At 71.3% G+C, this 20,543-nt stretch carries 22 protein-coding genes and 1 tRNA gene; 10 read left to right on the top strand and 13 right to left on the bottom strand.

Annotated elements, in window-relative coordinates:
* Positions 1 to 990: ribonucleotide-diphosphate reductase subunit beta (locus tag K7854_RS26375; RefSeq protein ID WP_226029024.1), on the top strand; the 990-nt coding region annotated here is incomplete at its 5' end.
* On the opposite strand, the gene K7854_RS26370 is transcribed toward K7854_RS26375, so the two are convergent.
* On the bottom strand, positions 903 to 1,154 hold the full coding sequence (locus tag K7854_RS26370; RefSeq protein ID WP_226029023.1) for a hypothetical protein: 252 nt from the start codon (positions 1,152 to 1,154) through the stop codon (positions 903 to 905). The two genes, K7854_RS26375 and K7854_RS26370, sit on opposite strands and share 88 nt — an antisense overlap.
* Positions 1,155 to 1,246: 92 nt before the next feature.
* On the opposite strand from K7854_RS26370, the gene K7854_RS26365 reads away from it, so the two are divergent.
* Positions 1,247 to 2,215, top strand: coding sequence for a GlxA family transcriptional regulator (locus K7854_RS26365; protein ID WP_226029022.1), 969 nt, complete (start codon positions 1,247 to 1,249; stop codon positions 2,213 to 2,215).
* 13 nt (positions 2,216 to 2,228) lie between these two features.
* Here K7854_RS26365 and K7854_RS26360 read toward each other — a convergent pair whose 3' ends face one another.
* From K7854_RS26360 to K7854_RS26315, 10 genes are all read right to left on the bottom strand, one after another.
* Entirely contained in the window at positions 2,229 to 3,614 is a 1,386-nt protein-coding gene (locus K7854_RS26360) for a bifunctional albaflavenone monooxygenase/terpene synthase (RefSeq protein ID WP_226029021.1), read from the bottom strand.
* On the bottom strand, positions 3,611 to 4,696 hold the full coding sequence (gene cyc1, locus K7854_RS26355; RefSeq protein WP_226029020.1) for an epi-isozizaene synthase: 1,086 nt from the start codon (positions 4,694 to 4,696) through the stop codon (positions 3,611 to 3,613). The genes K7854_RS26360 and cyc1 overlap by 4 nt, the downstream gene beginning before the upstream one ends.
* Before the next feature lie 269 nt (positions 4,697 to 4,965).
* Positions 4,966 to 5,616 (bottom strand): peptide deformylase, encoded by a 651-nt coding sequence (gene def / locus K7854_RS26350; RefSeq protein WP_226029019.1) that lies wholly within the window; start codon positions 5,614 to 5,616, stop codon positions 4,966 to 4,968.
* An 80-nt stretch (positions 5,617 to 5,696) separates the two neighbouring features.
* Positions 5,697 to 6,677 (bottom strand): tetratricopeptide repeat protein, encoded by a 981-nt coding sequence (locus K7854_RS26345; protein ID WP_059300660.1) that lies wholly within the window; start codon positions 6,675 to 6,677, stop codon positions 5,697 to 5,699.
* 113 nt (positions 6,678 to 6,790) lie between these two features.
* A complete protein-coding gene (locus tag K7854_RS26340; RefSeq protein WP_226029018.1) occupies positions 6,791 to 8,068 on the bottom strand; it encodes an HD-GYP domain-containing protein in 1,278 nt (425 codons plus the stop codon).
* A complete protein-coding gene (locus tag K7854_RS26335; RefSeq protein WP_226029017.1) occupies positions 8,065 to 9,390 on the bottom strand; it encodes an HD-GYP domain-containing protein in 1,326 nt (441 codons plus the stop codon). The genes K7854_RS26340 and K7854_RS26335 overlap by 4 nt, the downstream gene beginning before the upstream one ends.
* Before the next feature lie 147 nt (positions 9,391 to 9,537).
* Positions 9,538 to 9,849, bottom strand: a complete 312-nt coding sequence (rsrA, locus tag K7854_RS26330) for a mycothiol system anti-sigma-R factor (protein WP_216720545.1) — start codon at positions 9,847 to 9,849, stop codon at positions 9,538 to 9,540.
* Entirely contained in the window at positions 9,846 to 10,529 is a 684-nt protein-coding gene (gene sigR, locus K7854_RS26325; RefSeq protein WP_003973756.1) for an RNA polymerase sigma factor SigR, read from the bottom strand. Before sigR ends, rsrA begins: the two co-directional genes overlap by 4 nt.
* 260 nt (positions 10,530 to 10,789) lie before the next feature.
* A complete protein-coding gene (locus K7854_RS26320; protein ID WP_226029026.1) occupies positions 10,790 to 11,425 on the bottom strand; it encodes an alpha/beta hydrolase family protein in 636 nt (211 codons plus the stop codon).
* Between the two features lie 22 nt (positions 11,426 to 11,447).
* A complete protein-coding gene (locus K7854_RS26315; protein WP_226029016.1) occupies positions 11,448 to 12,263 on the bottom strand; it encodes an SOS response-associated peptidase in 816 nt (271 codons plus the stop codon).
* 50 nt (positions 12,264 to 12,313) lie between these two features.
* On the opposite strand from K7854_RS26315, the gene K7854_RS26310 reads away from it, so the two are divergent.
* From K7854_RS26310 to K7854_RS26295, 4 genes are all read left to right on the top strand, one after another.
* Positions 12,314 to 13,036 carry a M50 family metallopeptidase gene (locus tag K7854_RS26310; protein ID WP_226029015.1) on the top strand — a complete coding sequence of 241 codons (723 nt, stop codon included), beginning with the start codon at positions 12,314 to 12,316 and terminating at the stop codon, positions 13,034 to 13,036.
* A 162-nt stretch (positions 13,037 to 13,198) separates the two neighbouring features.
* A complete protein-coding gene (aroA, locus tag K7854_RS26305) occupies positions 13,199 to 14,515 on the top strand; it encodes a 3-phosphoshikimate 1-carboxyvinyltransferase (protein WP_226029014.1) in 1,317 nt (438 codons plus the stop codon).
* A 12-nt stretch (positions 14,516 to 14,527) separates the two neighbouring features.
* Positions 14,528 to 15,541, top strand: coding sequence for a ribosome small subunit-dependent GTPase A (rsgA, locus tag K7854_RS26300; RefSeq protein ID WP_226029013.1), 1,014 nt, complete (start codon positions 14,528 to 14,530; stop codon positions 15,539 to 15,541).
* Between the two features lie 170 nt (positions 15,542 to 15,711).
* A complete protein-coding gene (locus K7854_RS26295; RefSeq protein WP_030400671.1) occupies positions 15,712 to 16,035 on the top strand; it encodes a DMT family transporter in 324 nt (107 codons plus the stop codon).
* Between the two features lie 47 nt (positions 16,036 to 16,082).
* Here K7854_RS26295 and K7854_RS26290 read toward each other — a convergent pair whose 3' ends face one another.
* A complete protein-coding gene (locus tag K7854_RS26290) occupies positions 16,083 to 16,694 on the bottom strand; it encodes a TetR/AcrR family transcriptional regulator (protein WP_226029012.1) in 612 nt (203 codons plus the stop codon).
* Positions 16,695 to 16,851: 157 nt separating this feature from the next.
* Here K7854_RS26290 and hisN point away from each other — a divergent pair, with 157 nt between their 5' ends.
* On the top strand, positions 16,852 to 17,652 hold the full coding sequence (hisN, locus tag K7854_RS26285; protein WP_226029011.1) for a histidinol-phosphatase: 801 nt from the start codon (positions 16,852 to 16,854) through the stop codon (positions 17,650 to 17,652).
* A gap of 132 nt (positions 17,653 to 17,784) precedes the next feature.
* Positions 17,785 to 18,192 carry a CBS domain-containing protein gene (locus tag K7854_RS26280; protein WP_226029010.1) on the top strand — a complete coding sequence of 136 codons (408 nt, stop codon included), beginning with the start codon at positions 17,785 to 17,787 and terminating at the stop codon, positions 18,190 to 18,192.
* Positions 18,193 to 18,309: 117 nt separating this feature from the next.
* Here the strand turns inward: K7854_RS26280 and K7854_RS26275 are convergent, their stop codons facing one another.
* A complete protein-coding gene (locus K7854_RS26275) occupies positions 18,310 to 19,761 on the bottom strand; it encodes a catalase (protein ID WP_226029009.1) in 1,452 nt (483 codons plus the stop codon).
* A gap of 153 nt (positions 19,762 to 19,914) precedes the next feature.
* On the opposite strand from K7854_RS26275, the gene K7854_RS26270 reads away from it, so the two are divergent.
* Together K7854_RS26270 and K7854_RS26265 are read left to right on the top strand one after the other, a co-directional pair.
* The gene (locus K7854_RS26270) at positions 19,915 to 20,331 is read left to right on the top strand and encodes a Fur family transcriptional regulator (RefSeq protein ID WP_226029008.1); all 417 of its coding nucleotides are present in this window, start codon (positions 19,915 to 19,917) and stop codon (positions 20,329 to 20,331) included.
* Between the two features lie 49 nt (positions 20,332 to 20,380).
* A tRNA-Met gene (locus K7854_RS26265) sits at positions 20,381 to 20,454 on the top strand.
* Positions 20,455 to 20,543 lie beyond the last annotated feature (89 nt).

Below are 20,543 nucleotides of genomic sequence, written 5' to 3'. Positions count from 1 at the left end.
CTCGACCCGGGCTTCGAGCTGACCCTGCGCCCCATGCGCTACCCCGACTTCTACGAGCGCTACCGGGACGCCATCAAGAACACCTGGCACGTCGAGGAGGTCGACCTCCACTCGGACGTCGCCGACCTGGCCAGGCTCAGCCCCGAGGAACAGCACCTGATCGGCCGGCTGGTGGCCTTCTTCGCCACCGGTGACTCGATCGTCGCCAACAACCTGGTGCTGACCCTCTACAAGCACATCAACTCCCCCGAGGCGCGGCTGTACCTGTCCCGCCAGCTCTTCGAGGAGGCCGTCCACGTCCAGTTCTACCTGACCCTCCTCGACACCTACCTGCCCGACCCGGACGACCGCGCCGCCGCCTTCGCGGCCGTGGAGAACATCCCGTCCATCCGGGAGAAGGCCGAGTTCTGCTTCAAGTGGATGGACTCGGTCGAGTCGATCGACCGGCTGGAGACCCAGGCCGACCGGCGCCGCTTCCTGCTGAACCTGATCTGCTTCGCGGCGTGCATCGAGGGCCTGTTCTTCTACGGCGCCTTCGCCTACGTCTACTGGTTCCGCAGCCGCGGCCTGCTGCACGGCCTGGCCACCGGCACCAACTGGGTGTTCCGGGACGAGACCATGCACATGTCCTTCGCCTTCGACGTCGTCGACACGGTGCGCAAGGAGGAGCCGGAGCTGTTCGACGACGCGCTCCGGCAGCAGGTCACCGACATGCTGAGGGAGGCCGTCGAGGCCGAGCTGCAGTTCGCGCGCGACCTGTGCGGTGACGGCCTCCCGGGCATGAACACCGACTCGATGCGGCAGTACCTGGAGTGCGTCGCCGATCAGCGCCTGACGCGGCTCGGCTTCGCCCCGGTGTACGGCTCCGAGAACCCCTTCTCCTTCATGGAGCTGCAGGGCGTTCAGGAGTTGACCAACTTCTTCGAGCGGCGTCCCTCGGCGTACCAGGTGGCGGTGGAGGGCACCGTCGACCTGGACGAGGACTTCTGAGGCTGCTTCTCCTCTCCCCGGCCCCTCGCCTCCTGGGCCTCCCTGATCTGACGGTCGATGCGCCGCTCGCGCACGATGCCGATCACCGAGGGGAGGACCATGAGGACGAGGAGTCCGAAGGTCGCGAGCATTCCGACGAGGCCTTCTATCTGGTTTCCGGTCATGACACCACTGTCGTGCCGGATACTCCTTACCGGCAGTGGCAGGACTGCCGTAAGACCTCGATTTCCTGCCACCGACGAGGCACACTGGCGGCATGTTGCGGAACGTGGCCGCCGTCCTGCTGGACGGTGCACACCCCTTCGAACTCGGCGTGATCTGCGAGGTCTTCGGCATCGACCGGAGCGACGAGGGCCTGCCGGGGTACGACTTCGCGGTGGTCTCCGCCGAGGGCCCCACGCTGGGCACCCACGTCGGCGGGCTGACCGTCTCGACGCCGTACGGTCTGGAGCGGCTTGAGGAGGCCGACCTGATCGCGGTGCCGGCCGGCAGCGACTTCGTCCGCCGGGAGTACCCGCCCGAGCTGCTGGCGGCCCTGCGTACGGCGACCGACCGGGGCACCCGCGTGCTGAGCGTGTGCTCCGGCGTCTTCGTGCTGGCCGCCGCCGGTCTGCTGGACGGACGGCGGTGCGCGGTGCACTGGCACCACGCGGCCGAGCTGGCCCGGCAGTACCCGCGGGCCCGGGTCGAGCCGGACGTGCTCTACGTCGACGAGGACCCGGTGATCACCTCCGCCGGGACCGCCGCCGGCATCGACGCCTGCCTGCACATCGTGCGCAAGGAGCAGGGTCCCGAGGTCGCCAACCGGATCGCCCGGCGCATGGTGGTGCCGCCGCACCGGGACGGCGGGCAGGCGCAGTACATCGAGCGGCCGCTGCCGCGCTCCTCCTGTGACACCGTCGGCGAGGTGCTGGCCTGGATGGAGCAGCACCTCGACGAGGAGGTGACCGTCGAGCAGCTGGCGGCCCGGGCGCACATGTCCCCGCGCACCTTCGCCCGCCGCTTCCAGCAGGAGACGGGGACGACCCCCTACCGCTGGATCCTGCGCCAGCGCGTGCTGCTGGCCCAGCGGCTGCTGGAGGCGACGGACGAGACGATGGACACCATCGCCTGGCGCGCCGGTTTCGGCACAGCGGCGGCCCTGAGGCACCAGTTCACCAGGGCCCTGGGGACCACCCCGCACGCCTACCGGCGCACCTTCCGGGGCCCCGAGGCCGCCGCCTGAACCCTCGGGTTCGTCACCGCGCCACGGGCCTGACCAGCAGATCGTGCGGGCGCAGGGTGATGCCGACCCGGACCGCGTCGTTCGACCCCGCCACCTGCTCGAAGCGGTACTTCGTGGCGAGCGCGGCCGTGATCAGCGTGAGCTGTGCCATCGAGAAGTGGTCGCTGGGGCACTTCCGCTTGCCCGCACTGAACGGCTTCATGGCGTATTTCGGCACATTCTTCGCGCGTTCCGGGAGCCACCGGTCGGGGTCGAACTCCAGGTTGTCGTCGTACGACTTCGGATCGCGTTGGATTGCGTACGGACTGTAGATGATGTCCGCACCGGCCGGAATGCGATAGCCACCGAGTTCGCTCTCGGCCACCGCGCGCCGCGTCAATACCCATACAGCGGGGCGCAAACGCATGGCCTCCACGATGACATTGCCGGTGTGCCTGAGGCTGCGGACGTCTTCGAATGCCACGGGACGTCCGCCGGTGACCGCCTGGACTTCGTCGCGTATGCGGTCGGCATGTTCCGGATGGTCGGCAAGTGCCTGGAGCAACCACATGATCGTGGACGCGATGGTTTCACTGCCGGGGGTGAGTATCGCGACCACCTGGTCGTGGATCTCCTGTTCCCCGATCGGGTCCCCATTGTCGTCCTTCGCCTCCAGCAATGCCGTGAGCAAATCGTCCGGCTTTTGACCGGATGCGCGGCGCTCGGCGATGATCTCGTCGACCAGCAGATGCAGATCGGCCAACGCGTTGTTGAATCGGCGGTTGGCCGGAAGCGGCAGCCGGTACAGCGGTCCGAGCGGGACCACCATGCGGCGGTACATGCCCCGGAAGACGGTGGCGAGCGCGACGCACAGCCGCTCGGCCCGCTCGTCCATGTACTGCCCGCGCAGCAGGCAGCGGGCCGCGACGCGCACGGCGACCCGGAAGGACTCCGAGGTGGCGTCGACGGTCTGCCCGGGCCGCCAGCGCTCGGTGAGCGCGTGCGCCTCCTCCTCCATGATCGGTCCGTAGGCGGGGATGGCGTCGAGCCGGAAGGCGGGCTGGATGGTGCGCCGCTGGCGGCGGTGGAGCGGGCCGTTGGCGGTCGCCACCCCCTCCTTGCCGAGCAGGCCCTCCAGCGACTCCCACAGCGGACCCGCTATGTGGTAGTCGGGGTTCAGGGCGAGGGCGCCGGTCAGCTCGGGGTTGGTGACCGCGTAGACGGTCTTGGGGCCTAGCTTGATGCGCACGATGTCGCCGTGGTCGCGCAGCTGGGACATGAAGGCCAGCGGGTCGCGGGCCAGCCGCCAGCCGTGGCCGAGCAGCGGTACGCCGCCGCCCGCGACGGGCGGCACGCGCAGCTCCGGAGCCGGCGGTGCCTCCTGCGAGCGGGTTTCGGGGTTGACGGACTCGACGGTCATTTCTCACCTGCCGCTTCGTTGTTGACGTACGGGGGCGTGGACCGGTCGTCCCAGCTGTCGACCATGTACCGGCCGGACTCGTGGTGGAACCAGTAGACGGAACTGAACCAGTTCCGCATATTGCCGACGTTGGCCCGTACGGCGCCGCTCAGTTCCTTTCCGCGTACGGTTCCGTCGGCCAGTTCGTCGGCGAACTGTAAGGCGTCCTGCTCCACGGCGATGAATTCGGTGATGCATTCCTCGACGCGTCGCCTGACTTCTTCGATGGCTTCTTCCAGCGTGAGCGAATGATGGGTGATGAGACTGATACCGAGATTGTGGACCTCGTCTCCCGCTATTTCCTTGGGCAGTGAGCAGAGGTCGTTGTACCAGGCGGCGAATTCCTGACTCAACAGTGCCGCCCGGCGATATGCCGGGTGTTTTCGTACCGCGTCCGGGAGTTCGCAGCCCGAACTCGGCTCCAGCAGGTCGGTCCAGATCCAGTGCGCGAAGGTGAGCCGGCGCAGCTGGAGGTACTCCGCCACGCCGGGCACGATTCCGCGCGTGCGGTTGTGGAATTCGCGGTCGTACGCCTCGATCACCGCGTGGAAGTGCCGGGCGAACCGGGCGTTCCAGGTGCCCGGCAGGAAGGCGTAGAGCCGCCGCACGCTGTCGGCGAACCCGGCCACCAGGGTGTCCTCGTGGTGCAGGTGGTCCCCGGGTGCGTCGAGTGCCGTGTGCAGTCGGCCACGCAGTCGCCGCCAGGCGCCGGGGCGGCCGTGCACGATGTCACGGTCGTGCCGGTCGTCCCAGACGAAGAACCACGCGCTGTAGTCCGCTATCGCCTGCATGACCTCGTCGGGGGCGCCCAGGTAGTACCCCGCCATGAGGTCCGTGTAGCACAGGCCGTCGGCATATTCCTCGACCTTGTCCGCCGGCATGAGCCGCTTTTCGAGCAGCCAGCCGCGGGTGGCCTCCTGGAGCCTGGGCCAATACGGATGCAGTTGCCGGGGAAATGCCGCCTCGATCACCGGGAGGCGGAGCGATGGCGGTACTGCGATCGCGGTCGGTGTCGCTGTGGTGCCGTGTGGGAAAGCATGCACGAACAAACCCCTCTCAGCCGCCGGTGGCGCACTCCTCTCGCTGAGCGGGGCGTGCGCCGTTGCGTATCCCCGCACTTCCCATTCAGCACCACAACTGACCGTTCTGGGAACGGATTTGCTCCATTCACTACCCCGCGATGCCGGAATTCTCCTGTTGTGTGGCGGCTTTCCACGGACGAACACAGACACACACAGACGCACGACGCCCGCTCGGGGAAGACCCGAACGGGCGCCGTGCGCAAGGGAGATGTGTGACGGGTGAGACGGTGTCAGCCGTTCGCGACCACGGGGTAGCGCGGCTCGTTCTCGGCCATCTGCCGCAGCGCGTCCTTGCGTTCGCGCTTGGAGAGCCGGTCGATGTACAGGTACCCGTACAGGTGATCCGTCTCGTGCTGCAAACACCGTGCGAAGTACCCGGTGCCGCGCACCTTGACCGGGTTGCCCTTCTCGTCCTGCCCGGTCACCTCGGCGTAGTCGGGGCGGGCGAGCGGCGCGTAGGCGGTCGGCACGGACAGGCAGCCCTCGTTGCTGTCGTCCAGGCGGCGGCGGTCGGCCGGCAGTTCGACGAGCTTGGGGTTGCAGACCACGCCGACGTGACGGACGCCCTCGTCGTCGGGGCAGTCGTAGACGAAGACCTTCTTCGAGACGCCGATCTGGTTGGCGGCCAGGCCCACGCCCTCGGCGGTGCGCTGGCTGGCGAACATGTCGGCCACCAGCTGCTGGAACTCCTCGCCGAAGTCGGTGACGTCCGCGCACTCCTTGTGCAGCACCGGGTTCCCGACCACCGTGATCGGGCGCGAGGTGCCGCGCCCGCGCCAGTCGGCCTCACGCTCCTCGCAGTCCTGGGTGTCGACGACGAATCCCTCGTCGTCCACGGGGAGCACGCCCGGGTGCTGCTGATCGGTGTCCTGCTGGGCCATGACCGACGTATGCCTTCCTCGTACAACCAAGGGTGATGCCTACTACTGCTGGAGTGTCCTGACAAAGACTACGGGGCCGCTCAGCAGACCTCTTCCAGGTCCCGCCAGTCACGCGAGTCCGGACTGTCCGCCACCCACCCGTCCAGCAACCCCTTCACCAGCCCAGCCGGCGCAGCCACCCCGCACTCCCGCTCCGGCACCCACAGCTGCCCGTCGGTGCGGTGCCCCAGCGGCCCGGGGTGTCCGGGTTCGCTGTGGTCGTGCGGGTCGAGGTGCTCGCCCTCGCCCTCGTCGGACGGCATCCGGGACTCCGAGCACATCCGGCACAGCAGCCGCACCGACGAGGACCAGTCCTCGGCGGCGAACCCGGCGTCGGCGGCCAGCTGCTCCAGGGCGTCCCGGTCGGCCTCGGTGGCCGCCTCCAGGAGGACCACCCAGGTGGGCACGGGCGAGGGCGCCCACAGCTCGATCTCGTCGAAGACCGGGTAGGAGTGCCCGGCGCTGGTCGTCCGCTCCCCGTGCGGCACGCCGTCGTGCAGGACGACCTCGCCCCAGCGCCGCCCGGAGGACGGCAGCGGGATGGACAGCACCTCGACGCGGGCGGGATCGAGCCGCCGCCCCCACACCACCTCGGCCTCGCCCTCCGGGGACAGCCGTACGGCCGCGCTGCCGAGGTCCATGCCGAGCGGCTCGCCGGCGTCCGTGGCGTCGCCGGGGGTGCGCAGCCCGTAGGCCTGCCAGGCCCGGCGGGCCAGCGGCCAGTCCTGCAGGGCGGTGGCGGCGATGCCGACGTTCCACCAGTCGGGCGCGCCGGTGTCCCGGTCGAGCAGCGCGACGGCCCTGAGGCCGGCCGCCCTGGCCTGCTCCCAGTCGTGCCGGAACTTGTGCAGCAGGGCCAGGTTGAACCAGGACTCCGACAGCCAGGGCTCCAGGTCGGCCGCCCGGGTCAGCAGCGCCCCCGCGTCCTCGTAACGACCGTCGCCGATCAGCGTGAACGCGCGGTCGGTGGCCTGCCGCCAGGAGGCGGAGGGCCGGTGCCGTGCCTTGCCGAAGATCCTCACGATTCCCGCCTGCCAGTTCCGTTCAGTGGGCTGGCTGTGCCTTTCGCGCCCCCGGACACCCTCTCCCGGGCATCAAACCACGTACGGCTGCGGAGGCGCTCATTACCCATGGGTTACCCAGCCGCGGGCCCGGTAAGGCTGCCCCGGGAAAGGACCCGGGCCAGTGCTTCCACCACCTCGGGAGCGTAGTCGCCCGCGGCGGCCAGGCGCAGCTCCTCCAGCGCCGTCAGGCCGCCGCCGGGACCCGCGTCCCGCGCCTTCTCCTCGTAGGCGTTCACGACGCGCACGATCCGCGCGGCGACCGGCTGCTCCCGGCAGGGGTCGGCCTGCCGCTCGACCACCACCGCGACCGCCGCGTCGACGCCGGTCTGGCGCACCACGGCCCCGCCGAGCAGCGCGATCCGCCGCTGTTCGGTGACGGGCAGCCCCGCGGTGGCTCCCGCCGGGACCGGGTCGACCAGGCTGAGCTGGCCGATGTCGTGCATCAGGGCCGCGTACTCCAGCACGGTCAGCTCCGCCCCGGACAGCCCCAGGTCCCGCCCGACGGCCACCCCGAGCCCGGCGACGCGACGGGCGTGCCCGGCCGGGGTGTACCCGGCGATCTCGGTGGCACGGGCCAGGGAGGCGATGGTCTGCCGGTAGGTGGCCCGGACGGCGGCGTACCGGCGGTAGGACAGCTGGGCGAGCAGCAGCGGCACGCAGAAGACGGGCAGCGCCCACAGTCCCGCGACGCTCACCGCGAGCGCCATCACCGCGCCGGTCGCGCACACCGCCGAGGTGATCCCGACCATGCCGCGCAGTTCCTCGCGCAGCAGCGGTCCGAAGGGCCACCCGGTGCGCGCGTGGGCGGGAGCCGCGGCGAGCACGGCGTCGCACAGCGTGGTCAGGGCGAGCAGCGCGAGCAGCAGCAGCGCGTCGGCCGGACCGCTCCAGTGGTCGAAGGCGCCCTGCTGGGACAGCGGCCGGAAGCACACGGCGGCGAAGCCGACGGTGAGCACCCGCCGGGCCAGGTGGTCGAGGACGGGCCCGCTGCCGCGGGCGACGTAGGGCACGCTGCCGAGCAGCGAGGCGGCGAGCACGACGGTGACGGTCTGGGCGACACCGTGCTGCGCGGGCCGCCCGGCGACATCGCCGAGCAGCGCGTACGCCAGCGCCCCCGCGGCTCCCAGCGGTGCGGCCTCCCGGGCCTCGGCGCCGGTGCGCCGGGTCAGCTCGCCGAGGACGACCAGGCCGCCGAAGGCCAGCGCGACGGGCCGCTGCACGGGGCCCGACGCCAGCACGGAGGCGAGACAGCCGAGGGCCAGGACCCCGGCACAGCCGGGCACGAGGAGCGGGGCCACCGACGACGGGGACTGGGCAGGCGGGGACTGGGCAGGCGGCGGGGACGTCATGGCGCGCCCCTGCCGACGCTGTCCCGGGCGTCCTCGCCCCGGCCCGGGGGCGGGGCGGCGCCGGGTGCGGGGGTGCCGTCCGCCGTCACCGAGGGGCGCCAGCCGTGCCGCTCCAGGGCGTGCACCAGCGCCCGCACCATCCGCGGGTCGAACTGTCCCCCGGCGCACCGCTGCAGCTCCTGGAGGGCCGCCGCGACGGGGCGGGCCCTGCTGTAGGAGCGGGTGGACGTCATCGCGTCGAAGGCGTCGGCGACGGCCACCACCCGGGCCGACTCGGGGATCCGGTCGCCGGCCAGCCCGTAGGGATAGCCGCTGCCGTCCAGCCGTTCGTGGTGGTGCAGGACGGCGGCGCGGGCCTCCCCCAGGAAGCGGATGCCGCGCACCATCTCGTGACCGTACTCGGGGTGCAGTTCGATCACCCGGCGCTCCTCGGGCGTCAGCGGCCCGTCCTTGCGCAGCAGCCGGGTGGGCACGCCGAGCTTGCCCACGTCGTGCAGGATGCCGGCGAAGCGCAGGGTCTCGACGCGCTCGTCGTCCATGCCCAGCTCGCGGGCGATCATCATGGAGGCCTGGCCGACGCGTTCGCTGTGGCCGCGCGTGTAGCCGTCCTTGATGTCGACGGCCTGCACCAGGGCGCGGATGGTCGCCTGGTGTGCGGCCCGCTCGCGGTGGTACTGGGCGAAGGCCCACCACGCCACGCACATCGGCAGCAGGACGAGCAGCGCGGCCACCGGACCGTACGGGCTGCGCCACAGGACCGCCATCATCAGCCCGGCGAGCCCGTGCACGGCGATCGGCGCCAGCGACCGGGAGAACAGCCCCCGCCAGGCCCGGCCCGGCGGCACGTGGTCGGCGAGGGTGAGGATGCCGCCGTCCAGCACCGTGAGCACCAGGCAGAAGGCGAGCACGGCGGCGCCGGCCGGCACGAGGGCGTACGGGAAGGCCGGTTCGACCACCGCGTCCCGCCCGCCGAGCTGCCAGTGGACCCAGGCGGCGGCCCACACGGCGAGGGTCAGCTGGGCGGCCCGCCACAGGCGCCGCAGCCCGAAGGGGCGTCGCGGCACCGGCGACAGCAGGGCCCCCGGCAGGGCCACGAGCGCGGCCGCGGGCGGCGGCAGCAGGAAGGCGCCGGCGAGCAGGACGGGGTAGCAGGTCCCGACGAAGCGGGACCGCGCGACCAGTTCCGAGCCCGCGTACAGTCCGGCGAGCAGCAGCACCGCCCACCAGGGCGCGCGCACCGACGGCAGCGGCCGCAGGCAGAGCAGGGCGGCGAGGGCGACGCCGGCCACGTACACACGTGCCCGCGCCGGTACCGCGTCCATGAGCCCCTCCCCGGCCACGTCGGTCAGGCTCCGGAGCCTAGGACGGTGGAGAGGGGCCGCGGGCAGATAACCCGCGGATTAGCACGTACGAGTGACTTCTGAGCGTTCGGGACGCTCAGGAACGGCTCGGGGCGCCGCAGGAGCGGATCAGGACTCCTGCGGGGCCGACGGCGCGGCCGTCACGTCGTGGTCGGGCACGGACTGCCCGGACCGGATCAGGTCCAGCCGGCCCATGACCTTGGCGCGCAGGTCACCCGGCACGTCGTCCTGTCCGCAGCACCGCTTGACCAGCTTCTTCACGGCCTGCTCCAGCCCGTACTTCTCCAGGCAGGGCGAGCACTCCTCGAAGTGGTGCTCGAACTTCACGCAGTCCGAGTCCGGCATCTCTTTGTCGAGAAACTCGTAGAGATGATCGAGGATTTCGCTGCAATCCGTCTCGTGCGGCTCTCCGCAGCTCATGACCCCGAGCCTTTCGCTTCGTTCGACTCTCCGGCGCCGGCGGGGACCAGGCCGCGATCGCGGGCGTAGTCCTCCAGCATGCCGCGCAGCTGACGGCGTCCACGGTGCAGCCGGGACATCACCGTACCGATGGGTGTCCCCATGATGTCCGCGATCTCCTTGTAGGCAAAGCCCTCGACGTCCGCCAAATACACGGCGATACGGAATTCCTCGGGGATCGCCTGGAGCGCCTGCTTCACGTCCGAGTCGGGCAGGTGGTCGAGCGCCTGCGACTCCGCGGAGCGCAGACCGGTCGACATGTGCGACTCGGCACGCGCGAGCTGCCAGTCCTCGATCTCCTCGGCCGCGCTGCGCTGGGGTTCGCGCTGCTTCTTGCGGTACGAGTTGATGAAGGTGTTGGTGAGGATGCGGTACAGCCACGCCTTGAGGTTGGTGCCCTCGCGGAACTGGTGGAAGGACGCGTACGCCTTGGCGTAGGTCTCCTGCACCAGGTCCTCGGCGTCGGCCGGATTACGCGTCATGCGCAGCGCGGCCGAGTACATCTGGTCGAGGAACTCCAGCGCGTCCCGCTCGAAGCGCGCGCTGCGCTCCGCGGTCGACTCCGCGCCCGTACCCCGGCCCTCGGGCTGCTCCGCCTGGCCGTGTTCGGTCCCTGCGTCGGTCCCAGTGACCGGACCCACCTCCTCCAGTGACGTCGTGAAACCGAGGCCGGTCTCACTCGAATCGGAGGATAGACGACGATCCGGTCCGCCCGCCGCCCGAATAGGGGCGGTCTTCGCCGCGTGCAGCACCGTCCAGTCCAGGTCGGTGCGGCCGCTGCTGCGACGAGGGCAGAAGGTCGAACCCATGCGGCGGACTTCCTCTCCTACGGCGTCGGTGCTGATTCTCAGCAACGTACGCACCGCACAACAGTGACCGCCCGCCGGTCATTCCCGGGCGTTCAGGCGAGTGACCCGACCCACTGGGCGACACCGCCGGTGATCAGTTCGAGCGCCTGCTCCTGGCCGATGTTCGCGCGCTTGGGCACGGCGAAGCCGTGGTCGCCGTGCGGCACCTCGATCAGGTCGTAGGTTCCCGCGGGCGCCGCCGGGAACTCCGCCGGCCTGCCGAAGGGATCGTTGCCGCCCTGGACGACGAGGGTGGGCACCCCGGTCCCGAGCAGCTCGTCGGCGCGGGACTTCTCCGGCTTGCCCGGCGGGTGCAGCGGGAAGCTGAGGGCGAGGACGGCACGGGCGCCCAGTCCGGCGGCGGTACGGCAGGCGACCCGGGCGCCGGCGCTGCGGCCGCCCGAGATCACCGGCAGGCCGGGCGCGGCGAGCGCGGGCCAGACGCCCCGCCAGCCGGTGTCCAGGGTCTTCGGCGCGGGCGCCAGCTTCTTGCCGGCCACCCGCCAGGGCTGCTCGACGAGGGCCACGCTCACCCCGTGCCCGGGCAGTGCGGCCGCCAGTGCCTTCAGGTCGCGCGCCTCGATGCCGCCGCCGGCACCGTGGCTCACGGCGAGGACGAGCCGGGGCCGCTCCGCCCGGTGCCAGGTGATGCGGGCGGGGCCCGCGTCCGTCTCGACCGCCTCTGTCACAACCTCTGTCACATCCGTCACGTCAGAAGAGTGTGCCCTCTTCCGGTGCCTCCAGCTCCTTGAGCAGCTCGGGACCGTTGTTGCGGACGTTGCTCACGGCCGTCGAGACGGGGAAGGCCCGCATCAGCCCGGCGGGCGGGGGCGCCAGCAGGGAGGTCAGCTCGTCGGGGTCGGTGCGCGCCGGGTCGAGCCAGTCGTCCCAGCGGTCCGGCGTGAGCATCAGGGGCATCCGGGGGTGGATGTCGGCCAGGGCGTGCGGGCCGTCGGCCGGGGCCACGGCGAGCGGCGCGGTCTCGGCCTCGGTGGTGATCACCGAGCACGTCACCCACCAGGCCTGGGGGTGGTCGTCGGGGAGCGTCCGGTCCCGCCAGAACTCGTAGAGCCCGGCCATGGCGAAGACGGAGCCGTCGGCGGGGGTGACGAAGTACGGCTGCTTGCGGGGCCGCTTCTTGCGCCCTTCGACCTCCAGGTCCCGCTCCTGCCTGCCGGTGACCCACTCGTAGTAGCCGTCGGCGGGCAGGATGCAGCGCCGGGTGCTGAAGGCGCGGCGGTAGGAGGGCTTCTCGTGGACGGTCTCCGCGCGCGCGTTGATCATCCGGGCGCCGCCCTCGGGCGTCTTGGACCAGGAGGGGACGAGGCCCCACTTCAGCTTCCGCAGCTGGCGAACCGGCTTCGGGTCCTCGACGTCTTTCAGGGGACGGTCCAGGACGGCGTAGACCTCCTTGGTGGGGGCCACGTTGTAGTCGGGCTCGAGGCTCTCCTCGGGTTCCCACTTCTCGATCTCAAAGATTCCCGCGAGATCCTCGGGTCGACGACTCGCCGCATACCGTCCGCACATACGTGCCACACTGCCAGACCCCGCGTTCTCATGAGGAGCCCCCGCCCGACATGGACCACCTCGCAACGGCCTCCGTCACCTCTCTCTGGGACGAGGTCTCCGGCACCCAGCCCGACCCCGACCTGTGGGTGGTGGTCGCGACCCTGGTGGCCGCGCTCGCCGTCGTCGTGACGCGCGGGTCGTGGCGGATAGCGCGCAACGCGATCACCATCGCCCACGAGGGCGGTCACGGGCTGGTGGCCCTGCTGACCGGGCGCACCCTGACCGGGATCACCCTGCACTCGGACACCAGCGGCCTGACCGTGAGCCGGGGCAAGCCGCACGGTGTCGGCATGATCCTGACCGCGGTCGCCGGTTACACCGCACCGCCGCTGCTCGGCCTCGGCGGCGCCGCGCTGCTGGCGGCGGGGCGCATCACGCTGCTGCTGTGGCTGGCGACGGCGCTGCTGGTGGCCCTGCTGGTGATGGTCCGCAACGCCTACGGGGTGCTGACGGTGCTGGTCACCGGCGGCACGTTCGTCCTGGTGTCCTGGCTGGCCGGGCCGCAGGTGCAGGCGGCGTTCGCGTACGCGGCTGTGTGGTTCCTGCTGCTCGGCGGGGTGCGCCCGGCCTTCGAGCTGCAGGCCAAGCGGTCGCGGGGCGGCGCCGGGGACTCGGACGCCGACCAGCTGGCGCGGCTGACGCACGCGCCGGCGGGGGTGTGGTTCTTCCTGTTCCACGCGGTGTCGCTGTGCTCGCTGATCGGTGGCGGGCGCTGGCTGCTGGAGCTGTGAGCCGCGGAGTAGCCCGCGACGCCAGGACAGCGGGCCAGCGGGACAGCGGAGAGAGCGCGACGCCCGCATATATGCGCGGCACGTGCACCGGTGCACTTTCAGTCAGGTTCCGCCGCTTTTGATCATGATCTCCGATCGCCCCCAGCCATTAAAGTGGGGCCCATGACCGTGAATCCCGCGCACACCGCCCTCTGGCCCGCCCCGCACGCGAGCGGAGCCGTCGACGCGACCGTCCACGTGCCCGGGTCGAAGTCGGTCACCAACCGCGCCCTGGTGCTGGCCGCCCTCGCCTCCGAGCCCGGCTGGCTGCGCCGCCCGCTGCGCTCCCGCGACACCGTGCTGATGGCCCAGGCCCTGCGCGCGATGGGCGTCGAGATCGAGGAGGGCGTCGGTCCCGAGGGCACCGGCGAGTTCTGGCGGGTCATCCCGGCCGGTCTGCGCGGCCCGGCCACGGTCGACGTCGGCAACGCCGGGACGGTCATGCGCTTCCTCCCGCCGGTCGCCACGCTGGCCGACGGCACCGTCCGCTTCGACGGCGACCCGCGGTCGTACGAGCGTCCGCTGGACGGCGTGATCGACGCGCTGCGCGCCCTGGGCGCCCGGATCGACGACGACGCGCGGGGCGCGCTGCCGATGACCGTGCACGGCGGCGGTGCCCTGGAGGGCGGGCCGGTCGAGATCGACGCGTCCACCTCCTCCCAGTTCGTCAGCGCCCTGCTGCTCTCCGCCCCGCGCTTCAACCAGGGCGTCGAGGTGCGCCACACCGGTTCCGCGCTGCCCTCCATGCCGCACATCCGCATGACGGTCGACATGCTGCGCTCGGTCGGCGCCCAGGTCGACACCCCCGAGTCCGGCGGCGAGCCGAACGTCTGGCGGGTCACGCCGGGTGCGCTGCTCGGCCGGGACCTGACGATCGAGCCGGACCTGTCAAACGCCCAGCCGTTCCTGGCGGCGGCGCTGGTGACCGGCGGCAAGGTGGTGATCCCCGACTGGCCGTCCCGCACCACCCAGCCCGGTGACCGGCTGCGCGAGATCTTCACCGAAATGGGCGGTTCCTGCGAACTGACCGACTACGGTCTCGTCTTCACCGGATCGGGCGCCGTCCACGGCATCGACGTGGACCTCGGCGAGGTCGGCGAGCTGACCCCGGGCATCGCGGCCGTCGCCGCCCTCGCGGACTCCCCCTCGACCCTGCGCGGCGTCGCCCATCTGCGGCTGCACGAGACGGACCGGCTGGCGGCGCTCACCAAGGAGATCAACGAGCTGGGCGGTGACGTCACCGAGACCGCCGACGGCCTGCACATCCGCCCCCGCCCGCTGCACGGCGGCGACTTCCACACCTACGAGGACCACCGCATGGCCACCGCCGGCGCCGTCATCGGCCTCGCGGTCGAGGGCGTACGCATCGAGAACGTGGCGACGACCGGCAAGACCCTGCCCGACTTCCCCGACCTGTGGACCGGGATGCTCGGGGCGTAGGGACGGTTCGCCATGCGCCGCTACGGCAAGCACACCGACGAGGACGACATCCGCACCCGCCCGAACCGCAAGGGCAACCGGCCGCGCACCCACATCCGGCCCAAGCACGAGGACGCCGCGCCCGGCCTGGTTCTCACGGTGGACCGCGGCCGGCTGACCTGCCTGGTCGAGGACCGCGTCGTCATGGCGATGAAGGCCCGTGAGCTGGGCCGCAAGGCGGCGGTCGTCGGCGACCGGGTGGCCCTCGTCGGCGACCTGTCCGGCAGGAAGGACACCCTCGCGCGGATCGTCCGCATCGAGGAGCGCGCCTCCGTACTGCGCCGCACGGCGGACGACGACGACCCCTACGAGCGGGTGGTCGTCGCCAACGCCGACCAGCTCGCCATCGTCACCGCCCTCGCCGACCCCGAGCCGCGCCCGCGCCTCATCGACCGCTGCCTGGTCGCGGCGTTCGACGGCGGCCTCACACCGCTGCTGGTGATGACCAAGTCGGACCTGGCACCGCCGGACGAACTCCTTGAGCTGTACGGCGCGTTGGACATCCCGTACGTCGTGACCAGCCGGGAGGGGCTGGAGAACGGCGCCGCCGCGGACCTGGTGCGCGAGCACCTGGACGGGAGGATCACGGCTTTCGTCGGCCACTCCGGCGTCGGCAAGACGACCCTGGTCAACACCCTGGTGCCGGAGGACCGCCGCCGGGTGACGGGGCATGTGAACGCGGTGACGGGTCGCGGCCGGCACACCACGACCTCCGCCCTCGCCCTGCCGCTGTCCTCCGCGGAGGGCGGCTGGGTCGTCGACACCCCGGGCGTACGGTCGTTCGGGCTGGCGCACATCGACCCGTCCCGGGTGATCAACGCCTTCCCCGACCTGGTGCCCGGCACTGAGGGCTGTCCGCGGGCCTGCAGCCACGACGAGCCCGACTGCGCGCTGGACGCCTGGGTCGCCGAGGGACACGCCGACCCGGCCCGGCTGTACTCGCTGCGCCGACTGCTGTCGACGCGGGAACGCAAGGAAGGGGACTGACCCCCGCGTTGTTTGCCGTGCCGTGCAACCGGTAAGTGCATAATCGCACCAAGCCGGAACCAAGTAAGAGCAAAGCCGGACGAGGCGTGGTCGGACGAGGGTGTGGTCGGACGTAGCCTCCGTCGACATCGACGCAGCGGTCGCGGTAGGGGACCACGGGAGGACAAGACATGGCGTGGCTGCTGGTCATAGTGGCCGGAGTGCTCGAAACCGGCTTCGCCGTCTGTCTGAAGCTGTCGCACGGCTTCACCCGGCTCTGGCCCACCATCGCCTTCTGCGCCTTCGCGCTGGGCAGTTTCGGCCTGCTGACGATGTCCCTGAAGAAGCTCGACGTCGGCCCCGCGTACGCGGTGTGGACCGGCATCGGCGCGGCGGGCACCGCCATCTACGGCATGGTCTTCCTCGGCGACCTGGTCTCGACCCTGAAGATCGTCTCGATCAGCCTGGTCATCATCGGCGTGATCGGGCTGCAGCTGTCCGGCTCGGCGCACTAGGCCGCCGCCAGGGACGCCCGCGGCCCCGCCCCGGCCCCGCCCGGTCGCTACACCGTCAACCGGCGCGGCAGCACGGTGCGCAGGAGGTCCGCCACCCCGCCCTCGGAGGGCGGCGCGGCGACGCAGGAGAGGGCGATCCGTACGGCCAGTTCGCAGGAGCGGGCCAGTTCGGCGGCGTCCGGCGGCGGGAGCGGACCGGCGCCGCCCAGGACGACCACGGCACGGTCGCGCACGAGGCCCACGAAGTCGCCGGGCGAGGGCAGCGGCCCGTCCGCCCGCCGTTGGGCCGGCACCGCGGAGGACGAGGGCACCGCCGTCAGCGCCGGCGCGGGCAGCCGCTCGCTCCAGCAGCCCGTGATCATGGCCCGGACCAGCGCGTTGTCATGGGCCGCCGACATCACCCACTCGGCGGTGGCGGTGAGTCGCTCGCGCGGGTCGCTGGCCCCGGCAAGCGCCCGTTCCACCCCGGCGAGGTAGCCGTCGGCCTCCCGTCGCACGAGGGCCCGGGCGAGGCCGTCCTTGCTGCCGAACTCGTTGTAGAGGGTCTGCCGGGACACCCCGGCGGACGCCGCCACGTCCACCATCCGCACGGCGGACCAGGGCCGGCGCGCCAGCGCCGTGTAAGCGGCATCGAGCAGGGACTCCCGGGCTGCAGGCACCCTCGCCTCCCTCGGCCGAGCGACTTGCTGCCAGATTTGACGGGTATGGGGGCACTGTCAAGGGTCCCCGCGCCGCCTCCCGCCGCCGTGCCGTTGCCCGCCACGCCCGCCAAACCCCTGGTGGCCCCGCCCCGCCCGCGACAGATAGCGTGACGCCATGCCCGATTACCTCGACGACCTCCGCCTCGCCCACGTTCTCGCCGACGCCGCCGACGCCGCGACGATGGACCGCTTCAAGGCACTCGACCTGAAGGTCGAGACGAAGCCGGACATGACCCCGGTGAGCGAGGCGGACAAGGCCGCCGAGGAGCTCATCCGCGGTCACCTCGCCCGCGCCCGCCCCCGCGACTCGGTGCACGGCGAGGAGTTCGGCGCGGCGGGCACCGGCCCGCGCCGCTGGGTGGTCGACCCGATCGACGGCACCAAGAACTACGTCCGCGGCGTCCCCGTCTGGGCGACCCTCATCGCGCTGATGGAGGCCAGGGAGGGCGGCTACCAGCCGGTCGTCGGCCTGGTCTCGGCGCCCGCCCTCGGCCGCCGCTGGTGGGCGGTCCAGGACCACGGCGCGTTCACGGGCCGCAGTCTGACCTCCGCCTCCCGGATCCACGTCTCCCAGGTCTCCACGCTCTCCGACGCCTCCTTCGCGTACTCCTCGCTGAGCGGCTGGGAGGAGCAGGGCCGGCTGGACGGCTTCCTGGACCTGACCCGCGCGGTGTGGCGCACGCGCGCGTACGGCGACTTCTGGCCGTACATGATGGTCGCCGAGGGCTCGGTGGACATCTGCGCCGAACCCGAACTCTCCCTCTGGGACATGGCCGCGAACGCGATCATCGTCACGGAGGCCGGGGGCACCTTCACCGGCCTCGACGGCCGCCCCGGCCCGCACAGCGGCAACGCGGCCGCGTCGAACGGCCGGCTCCACGACGAGCTGCTCGGGTTTCTCAACCAGCGCTACTGAGCGTCTGCCGACTCCCCCTCCACGCCCCCTTGTTGACCCGTGCTTTACCTGCCACTCTGAGAGTCCCCCCACTTGTGAACTTGTGAATCCATGAACTAACTCGTGGTTCACCGGCAGGAGGTGGCTCCACCCATGCTCGTCCGCGAAGTCATGAGCACGGTCGTCCTCACCATCGGTCCCGCCCACACACTCCGCCAGGCCGCCGCCCTGATGTCCGCCCGCCGCGTCGGCGCGGCCGTGGTGTACGACCCCGACGCCGACGGCATCGGCATCCTCACCGAACGCGACGTCCTCGTCTCGGTGGGCCGGGGCCAGGACCCGGACACCGAGCGCGCCCACGGCCACACCACCACCGACGTCGTCTTCGCCGCCCCGACCTGGACCGTGGAGGAGGCGGCGGGCGCGATGGCGCACGGCGGCTTCCGCCACCTCATCGTCCTGGACGGCGGCGAGCCCGTCGGCATCGTCTCGGTGCGCGACATCATCCGCCGCTGGGCACCGGCGCGCGCTCCGCACAACGCGCCGGTGGTGACCGCCTGAGCGCGCCCGAGCAGACCGAGCGGCGCGCAACGGGGCCCCGGCGCGACGACGAACGGGCCGGACCCCCGTCCCCGGGGATCCGGCCCGCCGCTACGGCAAGCGGTCCAGTGCTGGATGTCAGCCGCGCAGGGCCTGGACCGCGGCCTCCAGCCGCTTGCCGAAGTCACCGTCGGCCCGACGGAAGTTGTCGATCGCGCGCTCGACGATGTCCTCGCGCGAGACCTTGGAGATGGCGCCCGCCAGGTTGTCGACCAGGCGGCCCTTCTCCTCCTCCGTCATCAACCGGTAGAGATTGCCCGCCTGGACGAAGTCGTCGTCCTCGGCGTGCGAGGGCGCCGCGCTCTCGCCGGTGACGCCGGAGACCGCGACCGGCTGCCACAGGGCCCGGTCCGTCTGGAACGGACCGCCGAAGCTGTTCGGCTCGTAGTTCTTCGCGCCCTTGTGCCGGCCGTCGTACAGGTGGCCGTCACGGGAGTTGGTGCGCGCCACGGTGGCGTGCGGGCGGTTCACCGGCAGCTGGTCGGCGTTGATGCCGACGCGGTAGCGGTGGGCGTCGCCGTAGGCGAAGAGGCGGCCCTGGAGCATCTTGTCCGGCGACGGGCCGATGCCGGGCACGAAGTGCGCCGGGGAGAAGATCGACTGCTCGACCTCGGCGAAGATGTTCTCCGGGTTGCGGTTGAGCTCCAGCTTGCCGAACCAGACGATCGGGTAGTCCGCGTGCGGCCACACCTTGGTCAGGTCGAACGGGTTGAACCGGTACGTCGCCGCCTCGGCCACGGGCATGATCTGGACGCCGACGGTCCAGGACGGGAAGTCGCCGCGCTCGATGGCCTCGCGCAGGTCGCGCTGGTGGGAGTCGGGGTCCTCACCGGCGAGCTTGTCGGCCTCGGCCTGGGTGAGGTTCTTGATGCCCTGGTCGGTCTTGAAGTGGTACTTGACCCAGAAGGCCTCGCCCGCCTCGTTGTTCCACTGGTAGGTGTGCGAGCCGAAGCCGTCCATGTGGCGGTACGACGCCGGGATGCCGCGGTCCCCGAACAGCCAGGTCACCTGGTGCGTCGACTCCGGCGACAGGCTCCAGAAGTCCCAGACGTTGTCCATCTCGGTCGAACCCGTGTAGGGGTCGCGCTTCTGGGTGTGGATGAAGTCCGGGAACTTGATGGCGTCCTTGATGAAGAACACCGGGGTGTTGTTGCCGACGAGGTCGTAGTTGCCCTCCTCGGTGTAGAACTTCAGCGAGAAGCCGCGCGGGTCCCGGACGGCGTCCGCCGCGCCCAGGTTGCCGGCCACGGTGGAGAAGCGGAGGAAGGTCTCCGTCTCCTTGCCGACCTCGGAGAGGAAGGCCGCACGCGTGTACGGGGTGACGTCGGCGGTGACCGTGAAGGTGCCGTAGGCGCCGGCGCCGCGGGCGTGCACGACGCGCTCCGGGATGCGCTCCCGGTTGAAGTGGGCCAGCTTCTCCAGCAGGAGCTGGTCCTGGACGAGCACGGGGCCGCCGACGCCCGCGGTCTCACTGTTCTGGTTGTCGGCTACGGGAGCACCTGTCTCCGTAGTGAGCGGTCCCTGAGTCACAAGCTCCTCCTGTGCCAATCCTGGCAGTCCTGCACGTTCTGTCTCTTGGCTAATGCCATGCTCGATCCTACAATAGACAATGTCTAAGTCAAGCAGGACTCCAAAGTCACACCTGTTCGGGACCTGGTCCCCCTTGCTGTTAGGCTGATGCGTATGAGTGACCTTCTGGAACGGCTGCGCGGGCGCGGTTGGCGCATGACCGCGCAGCGGCGCGTGGTGGCCGAGGTCCTCGACGGCGAACACGTCCACCTGACGGCCGACGAGGTGCACTCCCGGGCCGTGGCGAGGCTCCCCGAGATCTCCAGGGCGACCGTCTACAACACGCTGGGCGAGCTGGTCTCACTCGGCGAGGTGCTCGAGGTCGCGACGGACAAGCGCGCCAAGCGCTACGACCCGAACGCGCACCGGCCGCACCACCACCTGGTCTGTGCCCAGTGCGGCGCCATCCGCGACGTCCACCCGACCGGCAACCCGCTGGCCGACCTCCCCGACTCGGAGCGCTTCGGCTTCACGGTGTCGGACGTCGAGGTGACGTACCGCGGCACCTGCCCGAACTGCGCGGCGGCGTGAGCGGGATTTGCTTCTCGTCTTCGTATTGACGTAGTGTTCCATTCATCGACGCGGGGTGGAGCAGCTCGGTAGCTCGCTGGGCTCATAACCCAGAGGTCGCAGGTTCAAATCCTGTCCCCGCTACTGAAGACTTAGGGCCGGAATCCAAAGGATTCCGGCCCTAGGTGTATGCCGCCGCAGCTGCGGGCAGCCGCGCCGCCGCAGCTGCGGGC

The sequence above is a fragment of the Streptomyces hyderabadensis genome, from assembly GCF_020404845.1.
GTDB lineage: Bacteria > Actinomycetota > Actinomycetes > Streptomycetales > Streptomycetaceae > Streptomyces > Streptomyces hyderabadensis.
This window is presented reverse-complemented; position numbering and strand designations above follow the sequence as displayed.

Coding starts and splice junctions, on each gene's coding strand:
- K7854_RS26370 (WP_226029023.1), bottom strand. CDS start 1,154: ATGACCGGAAACCAGATAGAAGGCCTCGTCGGAATGCTCGCGACCTTC.
- K7854_RS26365 (WP_226029022.1), top strand. CDS start 1,247: ATGTTGCGGAACGTGGCCGCCGTCCTGCTGGACGGTGCACACCCCTTC.
- K7854_RS26360 (WP_226029021.1), bottom strand. CDS start 3,614: ATGACCGTCGAGTCCGTCAACCCCGAAACCCGCTCGCAGGAGGCACCG.
- def (WP_226029019.1), bottom strand. CDS start 5,616: ATGGCCCAGCAGGACACCGATCAGCAGCACCCGGGCGTGCTCCCCGTG.
- K7854_RS26340 (WP_226029018.1), bottom strand. CDS start 8,068: ATGACGTCCCCGCCGCCTGCCCAGTCCCCGCCTGCCCAGTCCCCGTCG.
- K7854_RS26335 (WP_226029017.1), bottom strand. CDS start 9,390: ATGGACGCGGTACCGGCGCGGGCACGTGTGTACGTGGCCGGCGTCGCC.
- rsrA (WP_216720545.1), bottom strand. CDS start 9,849: ATGAGCTGCGGAGAGCCGCACGAGACGGATTGCAGCGAAATCCTCGAT.
- K7854_RS26315 (WP_226029016.1), bottom strand. CDS start 12,263: ATGTGCGGACGGTATGCGGCGAGTCGTCGACCCGAGGATCTCGCGGGA.
- K7854_RS26310 (WP_226029015.1), top strand. CDS start 12,314: ATGGACCACCTCGCAACGGCCTCCGTCACCTCTCTCTGGGACGAGGTC.
- aroA (WP_226029014.1), top strand. CDS start 13,199: ATGACCGTGAATCCCGCGCACACCGCCCTCTGGCCCGCCCCGCACGCG.
- rsgA (WP_226029013.1), top strand. CDS start 14,528: ATGCGCCGCTACGGCAAGCACACCGACGAGGACGACATCCGCACCCGC.
- K7854_RS26295 (WP_030400671.1), top strand. CDS start 15,712: ATGGCGTGGCTGCTGGTCATAGTGGCCGGAGTGCTCGAAACCGGCTTC.
- hisN (WP_226029011.1), top strand. CDS start 16,852: ATGCCCGATTACCTCGACGACCTCCGCCTCGCCCACGTTCTCGCCGAC.
- K7854_RS26280 (WP_226029010.1), top strand. CDS start 17,785: ATGCTCGTCCGCGAAGTCATGAGCACGGTCGTCCTCACCATCGGTCCC.
- K7854_RS26270 (WP_226029008.1), top strand. CDS start 19,915: ATGAGTGACCTTCTGGAACGGCTGCGCGGGCGCGGTTGGCGCATGACC.